The organism is Aeromicrobium sp. (assembly GCF_050700635.1).
Classification (GTDB): Bacteria; Actinomycetota; Actinomycetes; order Propionibacteriales; family Nocardioidaceae; genus Aeromicrobium.
The window spans coordinates 1-19,463 of sequence record NZ_JBOHDT010000054.1 but is presented as its reverse complement, the minus strand read 5'-3'; the positions used below and the strand labels follow the sequence as shown (position 1 = coordinate 19,463).

Here is a 19,463-nt window from a genome sequence, read left to right as displayed (position 1 = left end):
CTGGAAGGACGAGCGGGTCGATGCCGACACCCTGCCGCGCTCGACCGCGTTCTCCACCCCCCGCACGGCTTTCGCCAGTACGGGCATGAGGCCTTCGGGGTCGCGCTGCCGCGAGCGGCGTTGTTGTCGCCGTGGGTCGGCCTTGCGCTGGTCCGGCTTGGCCAAGAGCTCCTCCTCAGGAGTGTGCGGCGCACAGCGTCGTCGTGACTGGCCCGATCGTTCGGGCCGAAGCGACGACGAGTTCGTCTCGTCGACCGCCTCGCCATGTCACGGCGGCGCCAGGCCCCGATCGTTCGCCGGCAGTGTGCCGGGAGTCGTGCTGGATGAGGTCGGCGCGCCCGGAGGTGTTCGAAACCCCAACCTTCTGATCTGCAGGCTCGGCGGCTCTGTTGCTGGAGGAAGTCTATCCCAGGCCATTTCGCGTGCACGAACGGCCGCGGCTGAGGATCGTCAGCATCTACGCCAGGAAAGGAGTCAGGCTCTCCACCAGGGCAGACTTGCCCTGGGCCCCCACGATGGTCATCTCGACACCACCGTCGTTGAACACCAGGATGGTCGGAATCGACGTGATGCCGAACTGCACCGCGATGGCAGGATGCTCGTCGACGTTCAGCTTGAAGATGTCGATCGCGTCGCTGTGCTCTACGGCGAGCTCGTCCAGGATCGGCGCCACCTGACGACACGGTCCGCACCAGGACGCCCAGAGGTCGACGAGCACGGGCTTCGTGCTCTCCAGGACCTCGGTGGAGAAGTTGCTTTCAGTGGCTGTGTTGACAGTGGTCATGTGCTTCCGTTCTTTGTGTGAGGCTTGTACGTCCTGAGTGCGGTGCACCCGGGACCGGTCAGACGGCGGTTGGGACAGCGACAGTGCTCTCTTGTCCCTCGGCATCACCCTCGATACCGGCGAGGAACCGCTCGGCGTCGAGTGCGGCCGCGCAGCCCGTGCCAGCGGCCGTGACCGCCTGGCGGTAGGTGTGATCCACGAGGTCTCCGCACGCAAAGACCCCCGCCACATTGGTGCGTTGGCTCCGGCCCTCGACCTGCACGTAGCCGTTCTCGTCGAGTGCCACCTGACCGGTGACGAGGGTGGATCGGGGCTCGTGTCCGACGGCGATGAACACGCCCGTCGCCTCCAACGTGGACTCCTCGCCAGTGCGAAGACTTCGCACCTGGACGCCGGACACCTTGTCCCCGCCCAGGACGGCACTGACCTCGCTGTCCCACTGGAAGGAGATCTTGTCCTTGCTGAAGGCACGTTCCTGCATGATCTTCGAGGCTCGGAGCGTGCTTCTGCGGTGGACGATCGTGACGGATCGAGCGAATCTCGTGAGGAACGTGGCCTCCTCGACGGCTGAGTCCCCACCGCCGACGACGACGACGTCCTGGTCCCGGAAGAAGAATCCGTCGCAGGTCGCGCACCATGACACTCCATGGCCGGACAGTCTCTTCTCGTCGGCGAGTCCGAGCTCGCGGTAGGACGATCCCATGCTCAGGATGACGGCCTTCGCGTGGTGCAGCGTCCCGCGACTGTCCTGGACGACCTTGACCGGCTTGCTGAGGTCCAGCTTCGCGACGGCGGTCGTGGATGGAGCCCGGTTCTGACCACGAGCGAAGGGCACCGACTACGGCGACCAACGTCCCAGGTCGAGTCGGGACCTTCGCCCTCCAGGAACGACCGGGTGCGCGGTTCCGGGATCATGTTCGGCGTAGGCGCGCACGAGGTGCTCCGCAATGGTGGCGGCCCAGCTGTCGATATCCGACCAGTCACGTCGGTCGCCTTGGAGTGCGCCGACCATGCGCGTCAGGAACCTCTCGATGTTCGACAGCCGGGCGATGTCGAGTCGGCCGCCGAAGACCTGGTGTCCGTGTGTCCGCCACGGCACCACTGCAGGGCTCAACACGCGCTCACGCTGTCCGCGTTGCTCGTCCGCCACCGGGCCGCTGCTGAACAGCCAGACGTGCTCAGGACCAACCTGCTGGAGCCGCTCGAGGCAGGCGCGGGCCGCCGGCATCCACCGTCCGAGATAGATCGCGCTTCCGAGCACGACGGCGTCCGCGTCGTCGAGAAGTGGATCGACGGGCGAGCAACGGATGACGTTCCAGTGTCCCGGCAACCAAGCTCGGAGACGATCAGCCACGCGATCGGCGATCTCCTCGGTGCTTCCGTGATGTCCCACGGCCGTCACGGCGACCAGTCGGCTCACGGTCAAGCGAGTCATCGTGCATCGCCGCCGAACTAACTCGGCACGATCGCGACCGGGCTCGCCGCTTCCCGGATGACCGCGTCGAAAATGGCGCGGCGCCAGGCGTGCGGCGTCTCGGGTTGACGAGGACGCCCCAGGACGAGGAGCTCGGCGTGGCGACTGGCATGGATGCAGGCGACGACTGCGTCCTGGGTTACGGCTGTCGACATGGCTCGGACGCCGGGATGAGTCGCACGCCAGCGCGTCAAGACATTGGCGATCCTGCTTCGTGCACGCTCGGCATCCTCACGACTTCGCTCCACCGACACCGCATGCAGCACGATGACGTGCGTCGACCGATGGCGGGCTTCCTCGAACGCGAAGTGCAGCGCGTCCCAGGGCATGAAGCCACCGGCGTCCGCCGCAATGACGACGCCGCTCCGACGTTCTCGCGGGTGGTGAAGCTCGGGAACGACGACGACCGGCCACTCGGCCGCACCGACCAACCGTGATGCCACGGCCGCTCCCAGCAGTCGTCGCGGCCACGTGACCTGGTCGGACCCCACCACCATCACGGCCGCGGATTCGCGCTGCAGTGCGGCGACCGGTGTGTCGGAGATGAGCCGATACTCCACGTGGGGTGGCACAGGCAGCTCTTGCTCGATGAAGTGGCGCGCCGCGTCGAGTACGGTCTGGGCCTCTCGCGACATCTCGCCGCTGAACATGCGGTGACCGTGCAGGTCCGCCAGATCGTCCTTCACATCCACGCAATGGACGACGCGCAGCGTGGTTCCCAGGCGCCGAGCCTCACCGACCGCGAACCGTATCGCGGTCGGTTGCTTGTCCTTGACCGCGACGACGACCGGTTTGCTCAGGTGGTCCATGACTCTCCTCCTCGGGTCACCTTCAGGTTCACGCAGTTCGAGAAGCCGGGCCACGGGCGGCTGACATCACCTGACGGGACCAAGGTCCTCCTTGGCACTTCGACGAGCAACGACTCTCAATGAGACGGACTTCCGACCTCGTGGCTCGGTCCGATGGTCCCTACTGCGGCCGGCCTCCGCGGCGCATCGTCGGAGGTGACCGCATCCGAGAGCCTTGGAGTCGATGATGAAGCGTTCACCCGTCCTGGTCGTGACGCTGGTAGCCGCGGTAGTTGCAGCCATCGCGGTGGGCGTGTTCGCGGTGGCGGACCGCGACAGTGAGTGGGAGATGGGCCCGGACATGATGACACCTCGCTCGACCAGCACACCCGGCTGGTGGGATGACTCGTGGGACTCGATGCACGGGGCCAGCCCCAGCTCTGAGCCCGAGTACCTGGTCGAGATGGTGGCCCACCACGAGGAAGCCGTCGCCGCTGCCCGTGAGCTCACTCGATCCGACCGCGCCCAGATGCGGGCGTTCGGGGCATCGATTGTGCGGACCCAGTCCGCGCAGATCGAGCAGATGACGATCTGGTTGGCGAATTGGTATCCAGACCACTCGACGGCCGCCCACTACCGGCCGATGATGCGGGATCTGACCGGGCTGTCCGGCGACCGACTGGATCGGGCGTTCCTCCAGGACATGGTCGGTCACCACATGGTCGCGGTGATGATGTCGCAGCATCGGCTGTGGCAGGGCACCGAACATCGGGAGGTCGCGGCACTGGCCAGATTGATCCGGGACGACCAGCATGCCGAGATCATCCAGATGCAGCGCTGGCTCGACCGGTGGTTCGGGTAGCAAGGACACAGGTCCCGCAGAGTGGGGCGCAAAGACCATGGCCCGAGCACACCGGTCCGGGCAGTCTGTTGTTGCGAGGACATCAGGTACCCGTGAGGCGACACGCTCGCCGCCCCCCGACACGCGTGCCTGATGCACTCGCCGAAGACCGCAAAGAGCGGCCAGAGCCAGATCGATGCACGGAGGCCAGCATGGACAACACCACCAGCCATTGGTTCAAGAGCCACCTCAGAGATGTGCCGCGCGACGAATGCTTCGAGCTGCTGGAGGGTCGGCAGGTTGGACGTGTGTGTTTCGTCGATCCGGATGGTCCGGTAGCCCTCCCGGTCAACTACACGATTCAGGACGAATGCGTCCTCATCGCCACGTCGCCGCACAACAGCCTGTCCAAGCACGCCGTGGGACAGCCCGTCGCGTTCGAGGTGGACGAGATCGACGAGTACAACGAGAACGGGTGGAGCGTTCTGGTGAGAGGGCTGGCCTCCGAGGTCGCCCACGACGACCTCCCCGGTGAGGCGCAGCGGCCCAATCCCTGGGCCGAGGGGAACCGCACGCTTGTTCTCCGGATCACTCCGTCACAGGTCAGCGGCCGATACCTGCTCCCCGGCTGAATCCGCAGGGATCCGTCAGCGACGGGTCAGGAGGCGATGGCGAGCGCGGTGAGGAAGTAGATCGAGACGGTCAGCAGGTCTTGGATGACCGTCGCGATGGGGCCGGACCCGAAGGCCGGGTCCTTCCCGAGCCGGTGCAGCGTCCACGGCAACGCCATGGCGACACACGTCGCGATGGACGATGCAGCGAACATCGCGACCGCGACAGCGGCCGCCACCTCGACGACGCCCCACCCGGCCCAGACGAGTGGGAACGCGAGGCTCGCGAGGATCAATCCCAGCAGTCCACCGGTGATCGCCTCGCGGGCTGCGACCCGGCGGATCCCGATGCCGAGCGACAGACCGCGGATCACCAAGGTCTCGGTCTGCATGCCGACCGCTGCGGCGATGTAGACGACGCCGGGCACGAAGTATGCGATCAGCACCTGTTCCTCGAGTTGCTTGTCGAACGCTCCGACGATCACTGCCGCGACCAAGGCGCCGAGCAGACCGACCAAGAGCCACGGAAGGCGGTGCACGAGTCGTCGACCCACTCGCTCCATACTCGCGGAACGCGCTTCTGAAGCACTGCCGAGGTATCCGCCCAGCCGGGCCATGTCCTCGTCATGCTCCTCCAGCAGAACGGTCAGCAGCGCTTGCGCGGGAATGAGACCTCTGAACTTGCCCGCGGCGTCGACGACGGCGATGCCCGGCTCGCCGTGCTGAACCGCCGTCCAGGCCACGTGCTCCTGATGGGTGTCCGGGGAGACGACCGGAGGGTTTCCATCCATCACGTCCGAGACGACCGCATCGGGTGGCGCACTCAGCAGTTGCTCGATGGCCACGACACCAACCAAGACCTTCCCGTGGCAGACCGCGGCCATCGAAGCGCTGTCGAAATCGCGGCCCGGCAGCCGTCCGAGCAGTTCCGCCACTCGTTCTCGCCCTGAGGTCACAGGTACATGCACGGTGGCGTGCTGCTGTGCGGTCTTGAGCAGGTCGTCGCCAACGTCAGGTGCGGTCGTCATGACCTGATGCTGGCACGTCCGCTCGACATGCTGCGGGTGGCGAGTCGATACTCGTAGACATGACGATCCGCGTCTTTCTGCTCGATGACCACGAGGTTGTCCGGATGGGTCTGCGGGAACTCCTTCAAAGCGACGGCGACATCGAAGTTGTCGGCGACGTCGGGACCGCCCGCGCCGCGTTGGCCCGCATCCCCGCGCTCAAACCAGACGTCGCCATCCTCGACGCCCGGCTCCCCGACGGGAGCGGTATCGAGGTGTGCCGCGAGATCCTGTCCTCACTACCGTCGACTCGCGCGATCATCCTCACGTCCTATGACGACGACGAGGCCCTGTTCGCGGCGATCATGGCCGGCGCCTCCGGCTACGTTCTCAAGCAGGTGTCCGGAAACGACTTGTTGGAGGCGGTTCGGCACGTTGCGGCCGGCGGATCGCTGCTCGACCCACACGTGACCGAACGTGTCATGCAACGACTGCGTGACGGCGCGCCGTCAGAACCAGAGGAGCTGCGTCAGCTGACCCCGCAGGAGCGACGCATCCTGGAGCTGGTCGCCGAGGGGCTGACCAACCGCCAGATCGGCGAGAGACTGTTCCTGGCCGAGAAGACCGTCAAGAACTACATGTCAACCGTGCTCGCGAAGCTGGGGCTCGAGAGCCGGACCCAGGCAGCTGTGCTCGCCACTCGACTCATGTCCGACGAACCGAAGCTCTGAGCAGACGGCTCAGTTCGGTACGGACCACTGCAGATGCGTTCCGGTCGGCGATCTGCCTGCGATGGTGAATGTCCCCCCGCGGCGGACGGCGCGATCCCGCAGATTGCGGAGTCCGCTGAGACGAGGCGAGCTGCCTGGTCCACGACCGTCGTCGGTCACCGACACCGTGACCTCGCCGGCCACCGCCGAGACCTGCACCTCCACCTGACGAGCCTCTGCATGACGGACCACGTTCGCGAGGCCTTCGTTGACTACAGCGACCACGTCGTCGACGAGGTCGCCGTCCACCATGAGGTCCACCGGGCCACGGAAGGTGACCTGTGGTCGTTGAGGGAGCTGGCTGACGCGGTCAACGACCTCCAGGACTCGGGCACGAAGCCGGACCGACGTGCCGGCGAGGGGCTCCTCCAAGGCGAAGATGCTTTGCCGGATCTGGGCGATCGCACCGTCGATCTCCTTGATCTGGGCTGAGAGCTGGTCGGCCGTGGCCGAATCGACAGTGCCGGCGGTGGCTTGAAGGCTCAGTCCGGTCGCGAAGAGCCGCTGGATGACGTGGTCGTGCAGGTCACGGGCGATCCTGCTGCGATCCTCCATGAGAGCGACCCTGCGGCGCGTGACCCTGGCTTGCTGACGCTCGAGCGCGACGCCGACATGCCCAGCGAAGGAGACGCCCATCTCGAGGTCTCGTTCGGTGAAGGGACCTCGACCTCGACGCCGGTTGAAGCTCAGCGCACCGCCAGAATCGTCGGCCGTCGAGAAGGGGACAACCATGGCGTGGCCCATGTCGAAGCGGTCTTGAAACGCGCGCTCGGCGTCCTCCTCAGTCACCAGGGCCGGCTCTCCTTCCTTGAGGGTCCGACCGGCGACGGTGCCCTCGATGGGCAGCCGCAGAGCTTCTGTCCCTGGCATCTCCACGCCCGAGACACGCTGAACCACGATCTTCCCGTCCGCTGGATCCACCGTGAGGATGGCGACCATGTCGGCGTCTGCGAGTGCGCGGACCTCCGCGAGAAAGGGCTCCAACGGATCCCCACCTTCGTCGCTGAGCAGAGTGCGCGACAGGTCGGCCAGTGTGTGCGCCCACCTCTCCCTGAATCTCGATTCCTCGAAGAGTCGTGCGTTGGCGATGGCCACACCTGCGGTGGCCGCGAGAGCCTGAGCCAAGGCTTCGTCGTCGGCGGAGAACTCGCCGTTGAGGCTTTCGGTGAGGTAGAGGTTGCCGAAGACCTCGTCGCGGACGCGGATCGGAACCCCCAGGAAGCTCTTCATCGGTGGATGGTGCGGGGGAAATCCGCTCGACCTGGCATCGTGACCCATGCGTGCGAGTCGCACGGTATGTGGATCGTCGATCAGGACGCCGAGGAGACCCTTGCCCTCGGGCAGGTGCCCGATGAGCTCAGCTGTGTCCGGGTCGACGCCCACGTGGATGAACTGCTCGAGCCGGCGGCCCTCGGATCCGAGCACCCCCATCGCCGCGTATCGCGCACCGATCAGCTCAGCCCCTGTCTCGACGATCTGGCGCAGGACGGTCGGAAGGTCGAGAGTGCTGGTCAGAACCTGCGCAACCCGGAACAGGTCCCTCAACCGGCGCTGCGACGTCATCATGTCGTCCGCCCGCTCGATGAGCTGGGCGAGCATTGCCTCGAACTCGAGCTGCGGTGCGCCTGGCACAGCGTCATCGGTCATGTCATGGATCTCCCGCAAATCAGCCTACGTCGTGCGCGAGGTCGCGATCACGTGTTTTCGATCGTCGGCAGCGTCTCCCTGAACGGCGACGGGCCAAGGTCTCGAGGCAACCGGGACCTACGTCCCCAGACGGATGGGCGTGAGGCCGTGCCCGCGGCGGTCGGCGTACGCCCATGCTGGACGTGCATGGACAACCCCGGAATGGAGGTGCAGCCATGACGTTCTTGGATCCGGCTCTGAGCACTCCGGAGCTGCGCTGCGGACTGAGCCTCGGCGGACGCAGCATCACCAAGGAACTCGACCTGACCATCGACGAGTGGGCCGGGCTGCTTCGACTCACCGAGGACCTGAAGGCCGAGAAGAAGTCGCACGACGAGGTGCAACGGCTGCGGGGCTGCAACATCGCACTGGTGTTCGCCAAGAGCTCGACCAGCACGCGGTGCGCCTTCGAGGTCGCCGCCCACGACCAGGGCGCACACGTCACCTACCTCGATCCGGCCGGTTCCCAGCTCGGGCACAAGGAGTCGGTCAAGGACACCGGCCGGGTCCTCGGGAGGATGTTCGACGGCATCGAGTACCGGGGCTTCGCTCAGGAGAATGTCGAGGAGCTTGCGGGGTCGGCCGGTGTGCCGGTGTGGAACGGGCTCAGCGACCGCTGGCACCCGACCCAGTCCCTCTGCGACGTGTTCACCATGCTCGAACACACCGGCAAGGCATCCGACGAGATCTCATTCGCCTACGTGGGAGATGCCCGCAACAACGTCGCCAGCTCTCTGGTCGTCGCCGGCGCCATGTCCGGCATGGACGTCCGCATCGTCAGTCCGGCCGGGCTGCGGCCGTCCCGGTCTGTCGTCGCGGCCGCGCACGACGTGTCACCAGAGACCGGAGGGACACTGATGATCACGACCGATCCGGTCGAAGGACTCCGCGACGTGGACTTCGTGTACACCGATGCTTGGGTCTCGATGGGCGAACCGATCGGCACGTGGGTCGAGCGACTGCCCCTGCTCGCGGACTACCAGGTGAACGCCGAGCTGATGGCGCTGTCGGGTCGTGCCGACACCGCGTTCATGCACTGTCTGCCGGCCTTCCACAGCCGGCACTCGGAGGTGGGCGAGAGGCTGTTCCGAGAGACCGGGCGTTCAGCCCATGAAGTCACGGACGACGTATTCGAGTCGGCCCAGTCGATCGTCTTCGACCAGGCCGAGAACCGACTGCACACCGTCAAGGCCATGCTCGTTGCCACCTTGGAGCGATGATGCGCGTCGTCGTCGCACTCGGCGGGAACGCGCTCCGCACGCGGGGTAAGCCGATGCCTGTGGCCGGTCAGCGAGCGGCCATCGCCGCAGCCTCGGAGCCGCTGGCCCGGCTCGCGATCGGTTGCGACTTGGTGGTGACCCACGGCAACGGCCCCCAGGTCGGACTCCTGGCCCTTCAGGCAGCGTCCTAGGACCAGGTCAGCGAGTATCCGTTCGACGTCCTCGACGCCCAGACCGGCGGGATGATCGGCTACCTCCTCGAGTCAGAGCTGTCCAACCATCTCGGCGACCGCAAGCCGGTCGCAGTCCTCATCACCCGGACGCTCGTCGACGCGCAGGATCCCGCCTTCGCCGACCCGACCAAGTTCATCGGTCCCACGTATTCGCGCGAGGACGCCAACCGCGTCGCTCGGGAGCGCGGCTGGGTCCTGAAGTCCGACGGTGAGGTATTCCGCCGCGTGGCGCCGTCGCCGGTCCCCCAGCGCGTCCTGGAGCTCGCGCCGATCCAGTGGATCCTCGGTCACGGTGGTGTGGTCGTCTGCTCCGGAGCTGGTGGGGTGCCCACAACTCGTGCTCCGACGGCGAATACACAGGTGTCGAGGCGGTGGTAGACAAGGACCTCGCCAGCGCCGTGCTCGCCCGGGACCTGCACGCAGACACCCTGATCATCGCGACCGACGTGGACGGCGTGTACCTGAACTGGGGAACGCCAGAGAGCCGCCCGGTCCGTCACGCCCGCCCCGGCGATCTGGAGGCTCGTGACTTCCCTGCGGGCTCCATGGGACCGAAGGTCGCCGCCGCAATTCAGTTCGCGCGGGAGACAGGTGGACGGGCCCTGATCGGCTCGCTCGACGATCTCGACGGACTCGTCGCCGGGACCTGCGGTACGACAGTCAGCTCGTCGCAGTCCGGACTGCAGCTCGACGAATCAAGCGCCGTCTCGACCAGCCCTGCAGGACCTCGATGACGACCACAGATAGCGCCGCCCGCAACTCGTCGAAGGACCAAGGGCCCGGCGATCAGGTGACGTTCGGTCATTGCGGGCGGCCCACGGCAGAACGACGCTGGAGACATGGTCCATGAGGTCACCATGAGCAATCGTCCGGTCGTCGTCGGACTAAAACGTCATCAACCGGCGGTGCTGCGTCATGCACTTGACGAAGCCCGACGACTCGGCACCTACGTCCGCGTGGCCCACGTGGTTCCCCGCGCCGAGCTGACCCGTCTCCACGGTGCGCGACCGCCGTTCCTCGAGCAGGTCCGCCGGGCCGTGGAGAACGAGGTCGATGCGCCCAGGGTCGACTACTTCACCTGGTGGGGCGATCCCGCCGAGGTTCTCGCAGTCGAGTCGCGTGACGCCTGCCTGCTGGTCGTCGGTGGCGATGAGCTGCCGTGGATCACCAAGCTCGCCGGAGGCGAAGTCGCCCGCAAGGTCTCGCTGACGGCACATTGCCCGGTCGAGGTCGTACCCTCGGAGGACCTGAACCCCAACCGAGTCGGTGGCGTCGTCGTCGCCGTGGACGGAGCCGGACCGGTTGATGGGCCCTTGCTCTACGCCTTCCAATCGGCACACGCCCGCCACGAGACCCTCCAGATCGTCACCGCAGCAGGTTCACCTGACGATCGGGTCGGCCGGGAAGCCCGGCGGCAGCGACTCGAGGACGTCGTGGGCCGCGGACAGTCCATGTTCCCCGACGTCCATGTCCTCCCGGCGGTGGACGCCGAACACGGCGTCGCTGCATGTCTCCTCGCCACCCAGCACGCCTCACTTCTCGTCCTCGGCCGACCGATCGATCATCACGCGCCGTGGTCGCCTCTCGGTGTCGCGGGCCGCGTCCTGCGTCGTGCGAAGTCACCCGTTGCCGTCGTCCCCCTCAACCAAGCGATCGCCTTGACCGGAGTCGCCTGACTCTAGGAGAAGCCATGAAGAGCAACACCGCCAAGAAGCCAGTGGTCGTGTGCGTCAAGGACGACCAACCAAATCTCGTTCGGTACGGGGCCCAAGAAGCCCTCCGCAGGGACACCGAGCTGCTGATCCTCCACGTCTACGGAGTCGTGTCCATGGATCCGTATACCTCCAAAGCGATCGGTTCATCACCGCAGGACGAAGCCGATGCGGCGGCGGCGCTGGACCACGCCAAAGACGCCCTGTCTCAGTTGGCTGAGCAGCCGCCCGCCCGTTTCGTCAAGGAACTGGGACCGGTCATCGAGACGGCCGAGCGGTATGCCGCGGAAGCTCAGCTGCTGGTCGTCGGTGCCGACGAGATCAGCTGGTTCGAACGGGTGCTCGGCGGGTCCATCGCACGTTATCTCGTCGAGCACACGGCGGGCCCGGTCGTCATGGTCCCTCACATCCATGACCTCGAATCACTCGATGGCGGCGTTTGCGTCGCGATCGACGATGATGCTCGCGCGGTTGGACCACTCCGCTTCGCCTTCGAGGAGGCGTCCGCGAGGCAATCGCGCTTGTTCGTGCTCCACATCGTGCCGCAAGGCCTCAAGGGATCTGAGCTGGAAGCCGAACGGGCCAGCGTCGCGGAGGTGCTCGCCGGGTGGCGCGCGGAGTTCCCCGACGTTGTCGTCACCACGCGCGTCATCTTCGAGGACGAGGTCGTGACGGCCGTGGCACGAGCCTCGGAGCAGTCCGAGCTCCTGGTCGTCGGCCGACCCCGTCGGAGCTTCCTGGCTGGGCACGCCGTCGCCACTCGCCTCACCAGAACAGCCCATTGCCCGCTGGCGGTCGTGGACGGCCGGTACGGGGCTGGGCGGACTCTGGGCACAAGCGGGGCGCGTCTCCGAGCGCTGAGGAGATCGTCGCCATGAAGGCGCTGCAGTATCGCGCGATCGGCAGCCGCCCGAGGTCGTCGACATCGACCAGCCGGAGCCTGGGCCCGGTACGTTCACGGCCTCCCAATGAACCTCGGGCATGAGGGAGCCGGCGTGGTTCCGTGGGACACGGCTGGACCGGGCGAACCACGCGTCCAGGTGTTACGCGGCCGAGCCGACGCCTCGGCGCACTGAGGATCTCGGATGAACTGGGTGCTCCCGGCGATCGGCGCGGCGATCGTTCTGACCGTGCTGCTCGACATCTTTCGCACACTGGCGCATCCGGGTGCACAGGGATTCCTCAGCCGCACCATGCTCGAGTCGATCTGGCGGTGGTCGCATCACAGCCAGCTCACCGGTCCCTTGGCCATGCTCGCGGTGATCAGCGTCTGGGGTGTGCTGGCCGTGCTGGGATGGGCCTTGATCTACTGGCCGCACGTGCCTGAGGGCTTCACCTCCCTGCATACCGGTGGGACGTCCTTTATCGACGCGATCTACATCTCGCTCGTCACGATCTCAACGCTGGGATTCGGCGACGTCTATCCAGCGTCCGACTGGCTGCGAGTGGTCAACCCGCTGGAAGCCCTGTTCGGCTTCGCGATGCTCACGGTTGCCGTTTCCTGGGTGCTCCAGGTCTATCCGGCACTGGCGCGGCGGAAGGCTCTCGCCATTCGCCTCGCCTTGCTGCGTCGCGCGGACAGCGTGAGGGTGATCCACCACTTCGGGGCTGCCGGCGCCGCACGCTTGCTCGACGACCTGTGCGCGAGCGTGGTGAACGTTCGGGTCGACCTCGGCGACTACCCCGAGACCTACTACTTCCGCACGGATGAGGAGTCGGACTCGCTGGCGGCCAATCTCGGCTACGCCGTGGAGCTGGGAAACGCCGGGGGCGTGTCGGGTCATGAGGAGGTCCGGCATGCCGGCGACCTCCTTCTCCGTGCGCTCGACGACTTCGCAGCCATGATCGACGCGAAGTTCCTCCACACCGGTGACGCCACATCGAACGTCCTGCACGCCTATGCATCCGATCACCACCCGTCACGGGAATGACCGAGTCCCGGGACTCTCCTCACTCTGGCTCGGGACCAAGGACCGTGGCGCGCCAGCAAGAACTCGGCGAGCATCGATGAAGACCACAACCACGACGCACGAAGGAACCGACCATGTCCCTGCCCCCGCGGGCCGCTCTACGAGGCGGCCACCTGACGGAGATCGAGCCCGACGACTGCTGGAGCCTGCTGGACACGACGACCGTCGGCCGTCTGGCATTCAGCACTGACGAGGGCATCGTCATCCTCCCGGTGAACTTCATCCTTTTCGAGTTCGCCGTGTACTTCCGTACCAATCCCGGCACGACGATCGCCCGGCTTGGGGAAGGATGCGATGACGTCGCCTTCGAGGTCGACCACCACGAGGATCTTTTCCAACGCGGCTGGAACGTGCTGCTTCGAGGATCGACGGCAACCGTTGATGCCGAGGAGGCCGCGAGAGCGCTGGACAGCAGCACGCGACTGGGTCCCTGGGCGCCAGGTGAACGATCGCTCATGATCAAGCTGACGCCCCGTCGTGTCGACGGACGCCGCGTGTCGCTGCATTGACGCCGACGACGAGACTCGGAATGGTGGGTAAGACCATGACGCTTCATGCCCAGGAGAGTCACACACGGGGGGCGGTGCGGTCGCCATGGTTGATGCTGGCCCTGGCGACCATCGGATTCGCTGTAAACTTCTGGGCCTGGGCCCTGATCAGCCCGCTCGGCCCGATGTTCCGAGACACTGGGACGTTAGGCGAGTTGAGTGAGTCCGACGTCGCGTTACTCGTGGCGGTCCCGGTTCTGGTGGGATCCCTGGGTCGGATCATCGTCGGGGCACTCACCGACCGGTACGGCGGGCGGGTCATGTTCCCGCTCGTCTCGGCGGTCACCATCGTGCCGATCCTGTTCATCGGCTTCGTGGCCATCGACTCCTACGCTCTGCTCCTCGTGGGCGGCTTCTTCCTCGGGATCGCCGGAACGGCCTTCGCCGTGGGCGTCCCGTTCGTCAACGCCTGGTTCCCGCCTGACCGGCGAGGCCTGGCCATCGGCATCTTCGGCGCGGGAATGGGCGGCACCGCGCTCAGCGCCCTCACCACGGTCAAGGTGTTCACGAACGTCGGCGAGAGCGCTCCGTTCGTTCTCACGGCCGTCGTTCTCGCGGTGTACGCCGTGACGGCCTGGCTGGTTCTCCGGGACGCGCCCGGCCGAACGGTTCCGACCGTGCCCCTGGCCACCAGGCTGATCGCGACCGCGAAGCTGCCGATCACCTGGCAGGCCTGCATCCTGTACGCCGTCGCGTTCGGCGCCTACGTCGCGTTCTCTGTCTACCTGCCCGCCTACCTCAAGACTGCGCACGGCCTGGACCCTGCGGACGCCGCCAACCGGATGGCCGGCTTCGTCGTCGTCGCCGTGCTGATGCGTCCGGCCGGTGGTTGGCTGTCGGACCGACTGGGCGCGATCCCCGTCTTGACCGCCGTCTTCGGCGTGGTCACCGTGTGCGCGGCCATCTCCGCCGGCACGCCGCCGCTCGACGGGATCGGCACCGTGGCCTTCCTCGTGATGGCCGCGGCCCTGGGTGCCGGCAGCGGCGCCACCTTCGCCCTGATCGCGCGAGTCACCGACCCGAGCCGCGTCGGTGGCGTCACCGGGCTCGTCGGCGCGGCGGGCGGACTGGGCGGGTTCGTGCCGCCCTTGCTCATGGGGTACGTCTACGGCCGTACGGAGTCCTATGCGATCGGGCTGTGGCTGCTCGCCGTCGCCTCTGCCGTCACCCTCGCGCTCACGCTCACCATCGTCCGTCGAACAGCCAACCTCGGGGGGACCACACCGTGACCGACACCAAGCCTGGCCTGGACGGATCGCTCAGCGACCTGCTGGTCGCCAGCAGGAGGTACTTCACCCGAGGGACCATCTCGGACGATCTGCGCACGCTGACCAAAGAGGGTGGCCGGCAGGCGGACGACTTCTACCGCGACCGGTGGAGCCACGACAAGGTCGTCCGGTCCACGCACGGCGTGAACTGCACGGGCTCGTGCTCGTGGAAGGTCTACGTCAAGGACGGGATCATCACGTGGGAGACCCAGCAGACCGACTACCCGTCGGTCGGGCCGGACAAGCCGGAGTACGAGCCCCGTGGCTGTCCCCGCGGCGCGGCCTTCTCCTGGTACACCTACTCGCCCACCCGGGTCCGCTATCCGTACGTCCGTGGTGTCCTGCTTCAGATGTACCGCGAAGCCAAGTCGCAGCACGGTGGCGACGCGGTCAAGGCGTGGTCTCACATCGTCGACAACCCACTGCGAGCGAAGGCGTACAAGTCCGCTCGCGGCAAGGGCGGGCTGGTCCGCGCGACCTGGGAGGAGGCGACCGAGATGGTCGCCGCCGCCTACGCGCACACGATCAAGAAGTGGGGTCCGGACCGGGTGGCCGGCTTCTCGCCGATCCCGGCGATGTCGATGGTCTCCCACGCCTCCGGGGCGAGGTTCACCTCCATGGTCGGGGGATCGATGCTGTCGTTCTACGACTGGTACGCCGACCTGCCGGTAGCTTCGCCGCAGGTCTTCGGAGACCAGACCGACGTGCCTGAGTCCGGTGACTGGTGGGATGCGGGCTATCTCATCATGTGGGGATCCAACGTCCCGGTGACGCGGACGCCCGATGCGCACTGGATGACCGAAGCTCGCTACCGAGGGCAGAAGGTCGTCGCGGTATCACCCGACTACGCCGACAACGTGAAGTTCGCCGACGAGTGGCTGGCCATTGCCCCCGGTACGGACGGCGCGCTCGCCATGGCGATGGGCCACGTGGTCCTCAAGGAGTTCTTTGTCGATCGCGACACGCCGTACTTCACCGAGTACACGAAGAAGTACACCGACCTTCCCTATCTCGTCGCACTCGACGAGGCGGCTGACGGCGTGTACCGCGCCGGCAAGTTCCTCACTGCCGCCGACCTGCCCGAGCACGCCGAGGACGAGAACGCGCACTTCAAGACCGTTCTCATCGACTCCGGGGCCGGTGAGCTGGTGGTGCCACATGGTTCGCTCGGTCACCGATTCGGCGATGCCGGCGCAGGCAGGTGGAACCTCGACCTGGGCGACGTCGACCCGCTGCTGTCCCTGCACGAGCCCGGCGTGGAGTCCGTCCTGGTCGAGCTGCCGCGCTTCGACAACGTCGACGGGACGCCCGGCTCGCTGACCCGCGGCGTACCCGCGCGGCGGGTCGGTGATCATCTGGTCACGACGGTCTTCGACCTGATGCTGGCCCAGTACGGCGTGGGCCGACCCGGGCTGCCCGGCGAGTGGCCCGCGTCCTATGACGACGACGACGCGCCCTACACGCCCGCGTGGCAGGAGTCGATCACCGGCGTCCCCGCCGCGGCCGCTGCACGCATCGCACGCGAGTTCGCAGCCAACGCCGAGGAGTCACGAGGCCGCTCGATGATCCTGATGGGCGCGGGCACCAACCACTGGTTCCACTCGGACACCATCTACCGCGGCTTCCTCGGCCTGACCACGCTCACCGGCTGTCAAGGCGTCAACGGCGGCGGCTGGGCGCACTACGTCGGCCAGGAGAAGTGCCGGCCGATCACCGGCTGGATCTCGCTGGCCAACGCCCTCGACTGGTCGCGACCGCCCCGAACCATGATCGGCACCGCGTACTGGTACATGCACACAGATCAATGGCGTTTCGATGGGTACGCCGCCGACGCCCTCACTTCGCCGTTAGCTGAAGGGCACATGGCCGGTATGCACACCGCCGACACGATTGCGCAATCGGCACGGCTGGGATGGATGCCGTTCTATCCGCAGTTCAACGTCAACCCCTTGGATCTTGCCGACCAGGCCACAGCATCCGTAGCTGCGGGCGAGGCTCCAGATGCCGCCTCGTACGTTGCGAACGCGCTGGCCGCCGGCACGATCAAGGCCTCGATCGAGGACGTCGATGCGCCCGAGAACTGGCCCCGCACGCTGACGCTGTGGCGCTCCAATATGTTCGGGTCTTCAGCGAAGGGCAACGAATACTTCCTCAAGTACCTCCTCGGCACCCACTCCAACGTCATGGCCGAGGAGGGCGCAACTGCAGCGCGACCGCGTGACGTCCACTGGCGAGACGAGATTCCGGAGGGAAAGCTCGACTTGCTGCTGTCAGCTGACTTCCGGATGACGTCGACGACATTGCTCTCCGACATCGTGCTGCCTGCTGCCACCTGGTATGAGAAGTACGACCTGTCGAGCACCGACATGCATCCCTTTGTGCACGCGTTTACGCCGGCTATCGATCCGCCATGGGAGGCGAAGAGCGACTTCGACATGTTCCATCTCATCGCTCAGGAACTGTCACGCCAGGCCGGGACGCATCTAGGCACGCGAAAGGACCTGGTCGCTGTTCCGATGCAGCACGACACTCCCGGCGAAACCGCTCAGCCGCACGGGGTCGTCCGGGACTGGAAGCGCGGAGATGTTCTGGGCATGCCAGGCAAGACGATGCCGAGCTTCCAGATCGTCGAGCGCGACTACACCGCCATCGCTGACAAGCTTGCCGCCATCGGTCCATTGGCAGAGAAGCTCGGATTTACGGTGAAGAACATCACCTATCGGCTCGAGCATCAGACGGCCCAGTTGGCGGCCTCGGGTGGGGTGATGCTCGGCGGTGCGGCCGATGGACGACCGGCGATAGATACCGACGCCAAGATGGCCGAGGCCATTCTCACCTTCTCGGGTACCACCAACGGCGAGCTTGCCGTGCAGGGATTCAGGACCTTGGAGCAGCGCACCGGCGTTCACCTGGCTGACCTTGCCGAGGGGTCGGAGGAGAAGAGGATCACCTTCGCGCAGACCCAGCAGGCACCGGTTCCGGTGATCACGTCCCCGGAGTGGTCGGGATCAGAGACCGGCGGTCGCCGCTACGCACCCTTCACCGTCAATGTGGAGCGGCTCAAACCCTGGCACACACTGACCGGGCGCATGCACTTCTTCCTTGATCATGACTGGATGCGTGATCTTGGTGAGGCGCTGCCAACCTACCGCCCACCGTTGGATATGCACCGACTCTTCGGTGAGCCGACCCTGGGTCCGGATGGAGCCAAGCAGGTGACTGTGCGTTACCTCACTCCGCACTCGAAGTGGTCGATTCACTCTGAGTACCAGGACAACCTGTTCATGCTGTCGCTATCCCGCGGCGGGCCAACCATCTGGCTCAGGCCGCAGGACGCAGCCGCCATCGGCGTAGCCGACAACGACTGGATGGAGTGTGTGAACGCCAATGGCGTCTTGGTGGGCCGTGCCATCGTCAGCCACCGCATGCCAGAAGGCGTCGTTTACGTTCATCACGCTCAGGAGCGGACCATCGACGTGCCGAAGTCCGAGGCGACTGGTCGTTGCGGTGGCATCCACAACTCGGTGACCCGCCTGCTGGTGAAACCGAGCCACCTGATCGGTGGATATGCCCAGCTGTCGTACACGTTCAACTATCTCGGTCCTACGGGTAACCAGCGGGACATCGTCTCTACCATCCGGCGTCGCTCCCAGGAGGTGCAGTACTGATGCGCGTGATGGCCCAAATGGGCATGGTGATGAACCTCGACAAGTGCATCGGCTGCCACACGTGTTCGGTGACGTGCAAACAGGCGTGGACCAACCGGGCCGGTATGGAGTACGTGTGGTTCAACAACGTCGAAACCCGGCCGGGCCAGGGCTACCCACACCGTTATGAAGATCAGGAAACTTGGCGTGGCGGCTGGACTCTGAACAGCCGTGGCCGGCTCAAACTCAAGGCCGGTGGTCGGGTCAAGAAGCTGCTCGGCATCTTCGCCTCACCGGTGCAACCGAAGCTCGCTGACTACTACGAGCCGTGGACGTATGACTATCAGACCCTCATCGATGCGCCGCTTGGTGACGACTTCCCGGTGGCCCGGCCGAAGTCCTTGATCACCGGCGAGGATACCAAGATCACCTGGTCGGCGAACTGGGACGACAACCTAGGTGGGGTCAGTGAGAAAGGGAATCTCGACCCCATCGTGCAGCGGGTACGCCAGGAGTCGCAGGACAAGATCAAGTTCGAGTTCCAGCAGACTTTCATGTTCTACCTGCCAAGGATTTGTGAACACTGCCTTAACCCGTCCTGCATGGCCTCCTGTCCATCAGGTGCGATCTACAAACGCGCCGAAGATGGCATCGTCTTGGTCGACCAAGATCGTTGCCGAGGATGGCGGCAGTGCGTGACCGGCTGCCCGTACAAGAAGATCTACTTCAACCACAAGACCGGCAAGGCCGAGAAGTGCACGTTCTGCTACCCCCGCATCGAGGTCGGCATCCCGACCGTGTGCTCGGAGACGTGCGTGGGCCGGCTGCGGTACCTCGGGCTGTTCCTCTACGACGCCGACCAGGTCACGGCTGCGGCGTCCGTGCCCGACGACCGGGACCTCTA

General features: G+C 66.1%; 17 protein-coding genes and 1 pseudogene. 12 read left to right on the top strand and 6 right to left on the bottom strand.

The window, feature by feature from the left end:
• Positions 1–457 precede the first annotated feature (457 nt).
• From trxA to ACRDPN_RS03855, 4 genes are read right to left on the bottom strand one after another with little or no spacing between them, the layout of a single operon-like run.
• Complete coding sequence (trxA, locus tag ACRDPN_RS03870; RefSeq protein ID WP_431446016.1) at positions 458–784, bottom strand: thioredoxin; 327 nt, start codon at positions 782–784, stop codon at positions 458–460.
• Positions 785–842: 58 nt separating this feature from the next.
• Positions 843–1,619 (bottom strand): NAD(P)/FAD-dependent oxidoreductase, encoded by a 777-nt coding sequence (locus tag ACRDPN_RS03865; protein WP_431446015.1) that lies wholly within the window; start codon positions 1,617–1,619, stop codon positions 843–845.
• 3 nt (positions 1,620–1,622) lie between these two features.
• Positions 1,623–2,219, bottom strand: coding sequence for a flavodoxin domain-containing protein (locus ACRDPN_RS03860; protein WP_431446014.1), 597 nt, complete (start codon positions 2,217–2,219; stop codon positions 1,623–1,625).
• Positions 2,220–2,236: 17 nt separating this feature from the next.
• The gene (locus ACRDPN_RS03855) at positions 2,237–3,067 is read right to left on the bottom strand and encodes a universal stress protein (protein ID WP_431446013.1); all 831 of its coding nucleotides are present in this window, start codon (positions 3,065–3,067) and stop codon (positions 2,237–2,239) included.
• A 226-nt stretch (positions 3,068–3,293) separates the two neighbouring features.
• Here ACRDPN_RS03855 and ACRDPN_RS03850 point away from each other — a divergent pair, with 226 nt between their 5' ends.
• Positions 3,294–3,908, top strand: a complete 615-nt coding sequence (locus ACRDPN_RS03850) for a DUF305 domain-containing protein (RefSeq protein WP_431446012.1) — start codon at positions 3,294–3,296, stop codon at positions 3,906–3,908.
• A gap of 191 nt (positions 3,909–4,099) precedes the next feature.
• Positions 4,100–4,519: a pyridoxamine 5'-phosphate oxidase family protein gene (locus tag ACRDPN_RS03845; protein ID WP_431446011.1), complete on the top strand. Its 420-nt coding sequence runs from the start codon at positions 4,100–4,102 to the stop codon at positions 4,517–4,519.
• Between the two features lie 26 nt (positions 4,520–4,545).
• Here ACRDPN_RS03845 and ACRDPN_RS03840 read toward each other — a convergent pair whose 3' ends face one another.
• Complete coding sequence (locus ACRDPN_RS03840; RefSeq protein WP_431446010.1) at positions 4,546–5,526, bottom strand: magnesium transporter; 981 nt, start codon at positions 5,524–5,526, stop codon at positions 4,546–4,548.
• Positions 5,527–5,585: 59 nt separating this feature from the next.
• On the opposite strand from ACRDPN_RS03840, the gene ACRDPN_RS03835 reads away from it, so the two are divergent.
• Entirely contained in the window at positions 5,586–6,236 is a 651-nt protein-coding gene (locus ACRDPN_RS03835) for a response regulator (protein ID WP_431446009.1), read from the top strand.
• A 9-nt stretch (positions 6,237–6,245) separates the two neighbouring features.
• On the opposite strand, the gene ACRDPN_RS03830 is transcribed toward ACRDPN_RS03835, so the two are convergent.
• On the bottom strand, positions 6,246–7,922 hold the full coding sequence (locus tag ACRDPN_RS03830; protein ID WP_431446008.1) for a GAF domain-containing protein: 1,677 nt from the start codon (positions 7,920–7,922) through the stop codon (positions 6,246–6,248).
• A 215-nt stretch (positions 7,923–8,137) separates the two neighbouring features.
• Between ACRDPN_RS03830 and argF the strand changes: the two genes are divergently transcribed.
• The 9 genes and pseudogenes from argF to ACRDPN_RS03785 form a co-directional block, all read left to right on the top strand.
• A complete protein-coding gene (gene argF / locus ACRDPN_RS03825) occupies positions 8,138–9,181 on the top strand; it encodes an ornithine carbamoyltransferase (RefSeq protein ID WP_431446007.1) in 1,044 nt (347 codons plus the stop codon).
• Positions 9,181–10,148: pseudogene (locus ACRDPN_RS03820) on the top strand (carbamate kinase). Before argF ends, ACRDPN_RS03820 begins: the two are co-directional and overlap by 1 nt.
• A gap of 123 nt (positions 10,149–10,271) precedes the next feature.
• Complete coding sequence (locus tag ACRDPN_RS03815; RefSeq protein ID WP_431446006.1) at positions 10,272–11,090, top strand: universal stress protein; 819 nt, start codon at positions 10,272–10,274, stop codon at positions 11,088–11,090.
• 14 nt (positions 11,091–11,104) lie between these two features.
• Positions 11,105–12,004: a universal stress protein gene (locus ACRDPN_RS03810; protein ID WP_431446004.1), complete on the top strand. Its 900-nt coding sequence runs from the start codon at positions 11,105–11,107 to the stop codon at positions 12,002–12,004.
• Positions 12,005–12,211: 207 nt separating this feature from the next.
• Complete coding sequence (locus tag ACRDPN_RS03805; RefSeq protein WP_431446003.1) at positions 12,212–13,057, top strand: potassium channel family protein; 846 nt, start codon at positions 12,212–12,214, stop codon at positions 13,055–13,057.
• A 113-nt stretch (positions 13,058–13,170) separates the two neighbouring features.
• Complete coding sequence (locus tag ACRDPN_RS03800; protein ID WP_431446002.1) at positions 13,171–13,605, top strand: pyridoxamine 5'-phosphate oxidase family protein; 435 nt, start codon at positions 13,171–13,173, stop codon at positions 13,603–13,605.
• 20 nt (positions 13,606–13,625) lie between these two features.
• On the top strand, positions 13,626–14,873 hold the full coding sequence (locus tag ACRDPN_RS03795) for an MFS transporter (RefSeq protein WP_431446001.1): 1,248 nt from the start codon (positions 13,626–13,628) through the stop codon (positions 14,871–14,873).
• A 17-nt stretch (positions 14,874–14,890) separates the two neighbouring features.
• Complete coding sequence (locus ACRDPN_RS03790) at positions 14,891–18,580, top strand: nitrate reductase subunit alpha (protein ID WP_431446017.1); 3,690 nt, start codon at positions 14,891–14,893, stop codon at positions 18,578–18,580.
• On the top strand, positions 18,580–19,463 hold an 884-nt coding region (locus ACRDPN_RS03785; protein ID WP_431445999.1), incomplete at its 3' end, for a 4Fe-4S dicluster domain-containing protein. The genes ACRDPN_RS03790 and ACRDPN_RS03785, both read left to right, overlap by 1 nt.

Excerpts from the sequence above, each read along its gene's own strand:
- trxA (WP_431446016.1), bottom strand. The coding sequence starts at position 784 with ATGACCACTGTCAACACAGCCACTGAAAGCAACTTCTCCACCGAGGTC.
- ACRDPN_RS03860 (WP_431446014.1), bottom strand. The coding sequence starts at position 2,219 with ATGACTCGCTTGACCGTGAGCCGACTGGTCGCCGTGACGGCCGTGGGA.
- ACRDPN_RS03855 (WP_431446013.1), bottom strand. The coding sequence starts at position 3,067 with ATGGACCACCTGAGCAAACCGGTCGTCGTCGCGGTCAAGGACAAGCAA.
- ACRDPN_RS03850 (WP_431446012.1), top strand. The coding sequence starts at position 3,294 with ATGAAGCGTTCACCCGTCCTGGTCGTGACGCTGGTAGCCGCGGTAGTT.
- ACRDPN_RS03845 (WP_431446011.1), top strand. The coding sequence starts at position 4,100 with ATGGACAACACCACCAGCCATTGGTTCAAGAGCCACCTCAGAGATGTG.
- ACRDPN_RS03840 (WP_431446010.1), bottom strand. The coding sequence starts at position 5,526 with ATGACGACCGCACCTGACGTTGGCGACGACCTGCTCAAGACCGCACAG.
- ACRDPN_RS03835 (WP_431446009.1), top strand. The coding sequence starts at position 5,586 with ATGACGATCCGCGTCTTTCTGCTCGATGACCACGAGGTTGTCCGGATG.
- ACRDPN_RS03830 (WP_431446008.1), bottom strand. The coding sequence starts at position 7,922 with ATGACCGATGACGCTGTGCCAGGCGCACCGCAGCTCGAGTTCGAGGCA.
- argF (WP_431446007.1), top strand. The coding sequence starts at position 8,138 with ATGACGTTCTTGGATCCGGCTCTGAGCACTCCGGAGCTGCGCTGCGGA.
- ACRDPN_RS03815 (WP_431446006.1), top strand. The coding sequence starts at position 10,272 with ATGAGCAATCGTCCGGTCGTCGTCGGACTAAAACGTCATCAACCGGCG.
- ACRDPN_RS03810 (WP_431446004.1), top strand. The coding sequence starts at position 11,105 with ATGAAGAGCAACACCGCCAAGAAGCCAGTGGTCGTGTGCGTCAAGGAC.
- ACRDPN_RS03805 (WP_431446003.1), top strand. The coding sequence starts at position 12,212 with ATGAACTGGGTGCTCCCGGCGATCGGCGCGGCGATCGTTCTGACCGTG.
- ACRDPN_RS03800 (WP_431446002.1), top strand. The coding sequence starts at position 13,171 with ATGTCCCTGCCCCCGCGGGCCGCTCTACGAGGCGGCCACCTGACGGAG.
- ACRDPN_RS03795 (WP_431446001.1), top strand. The coding sequence starts at position 13,626 with ATGGTGGGTAAGACCATGACGCTTCATGCCCAGGAGAGTCACACACGG.